1 protein-coding gene and 1 pseudogene are annotated in these 2,017 nt (G+C 46.4%); both read right to left on the bottom strand.

Annotation, left to right across the window (positions count from 1 at the left end; translation table 11 throughout):
* Positions 1–1,124 (bottom strand): DUF6443 domain-containing protein (locus tag BLU98_RS17440; RefSeq protein ID WP_257575104.1); only part of this gene is annotated, 1,124 nt, incomplete at its 3' end.
* 15 nt (positions 1,125–1,139) lie between these two features.
* Positions 1,140–2,017, bottom strand: a pseudogene (locus BLU98_RS17435) (hypothetical protein); the annotation flags it as partial.

Here is a 2,017-nt window from a genome sequence, read left to right as displayed (position 1 = left end):
CCCATATTAGCGTCCTGGGTAAATACCAGCCGGTCTCTTTTATCATAGATCATGTATACCCAGCCTGCACCCGGCACTTTCTTGGCAATCATCCGGTTTCGACCATCATACTCATAGCGAAAACAAAGTTCATTGATCAGGCTGCCTGTACTGATGGTAAGATCCCAGGTAGCGTTGCTTAATAAAGTGGCAACAGCTTTGGGTGGGATTACAAAACGCAGATTCCCTATGGCATCATATACATAATAAGTGCAGAGCCATCCTACGTGTGCTGTGCCGGGGGCGGCCGTGATCTGCACTTTCTTTAAAACAACACGTCCGTCTTTGTCCTTGTATTCAACAACATTATTACCCTGTTCATCTATCGTAACATTTTTATACAACTGCCCTGCACCATATATACCTGCCGCAACAGGGATATTGGTGCTGACATCATTGTTGGCATAGGTAAGCACATTATTGGTTATGTTCCATACCTGTACAGAGTCGCCGGTCGTGCTTACCAGGTATTGCTGCTTTGCGGCATGTTCTGTAGCGCTGCCTTCCGATCCCGCCCAATTATTACCTGGTGCAAAAGTTTTCACCACCCGGTTCAGCGGAGAAGCTTCGTAATTGGTCTTCCCATAATATACCGACTCGCCACTATAAGCAGCTTGTTGTGCAGGATAAGTGGTACCATAAAAAGAACCCTGCTCCCCAAAAGGATTTGTTTTAAAAGAACCGTCTGTTCCCTGAGAGGCGTAAGGCAAAAAATGGTATTGCTCACGGCCAAAGGCATCGTAAATAGTTGGAGCTACCAGATCGTTCTGCGTTGGAGAAGCCTTCCAGTTAACCGATTGTATTACCCTTCCCAGGCCGTCGATATACTGGGTATTTTTATTCACCTGTGTTACATTGCTGTTCCCTCTCACCAAGGCAGTGTCGGTGAACGGTATCCTGGGTTGCCAGGTATTGATGTAATTGAGTGGTATGCCAGCGGGGTATGCTGCCGGCAGATATACCGACGACACAGCGCTCCCTACTTTTGCCTGGGTAGTAGAGGGCTGGTTGGTCTGCGCACTCAGTGTTGAACAGAGTAAAAAAAACGCGGCGATCAATAAATAGGTCTTAAAAACAGTTTTCATCTAGTCAATGGTTTATTATAGCAGATACCCGATTCTGAACTTTAATGGTTGTGTCTGAGGCACCTGGCTGTAGCTCAAAAAATCCCACAACAACTGCAGGTTGCCTTTCTTCTTACCTATCCGGTACTTCTTGGTCAGTCCCACCAAACCGCTTCTTTGCCAGGCATCCAGGTTCTTCAATTGCTCGATCTTGGAAAAAGACTGCTGGTAATTGAGTTCATAGCCTCCTGTTATCCAGATACTGCCTTTGTATTTCACATCCAGGTAGCTTCTCAACGAAACACCCTCACCCGTGATTCTTATATTGCTGATATTTTTACCCCATCCCATCTTATATCCTGCACCCACTCCTACCGTAGCTTTATCATTCAGTTTGTATCCTGCTGTTAAGGCAAGGTCACTGGTAACTGGCAGCAGGCTGTTCGTTTTTTGGGATTGTATGTTCAACCCGTATTCTATCCGCTTCCAGAAAGTTTTCGTCTTCTGGTTGTTCGGTTTAAAATCCGGCATCTCCAGGTCGCTGCTGCTTTGTCCACCGGCCTTGTTGATCTTATCTTTTAATCCGTTCAGCTCAGACTGGGCCTGCTGTACCTGCTGTTGCAGGTATTGTTGCGGGTTACTTCCTCCTGCGGCGCTAAGCTGTTGGGTTAATTGTTGTTGCACGCTGGTCCGGGTTTGTAGTCCGCTCAATGCCAGGGTGGGATCCCCATAGCTTCCCGGCATCGGGAACAGTTGGGCCAGCAAACTATTTTTACTCATGAAATCTTTGAAAGCAGGGGTGTTTCTCACTACTGATAATAGCTTTTCGGCCATTTTATCCGGGTCGTTCATCATCTTCTTGTATTCTGCTACCTGTGCCTGGTAGTAATACATTTGCTTATTGAAATTTTGCA

The organism is Hydrobacter penzbergensis, assembly GCF_900106985.1.
GTDB classification, from domain to species: Bacteria; Bacteroidota; Bacteroidia; order Chitinophagales; family Chitinophagaceae; genus Sediminibacterium; species Sediminibacterium magnilacihabitans.
The sequence above is the reverse complement of the archived record's forward strand: the minus strand, read 5'-3'. Positions and strand labels throughout refer to the sequence as shown.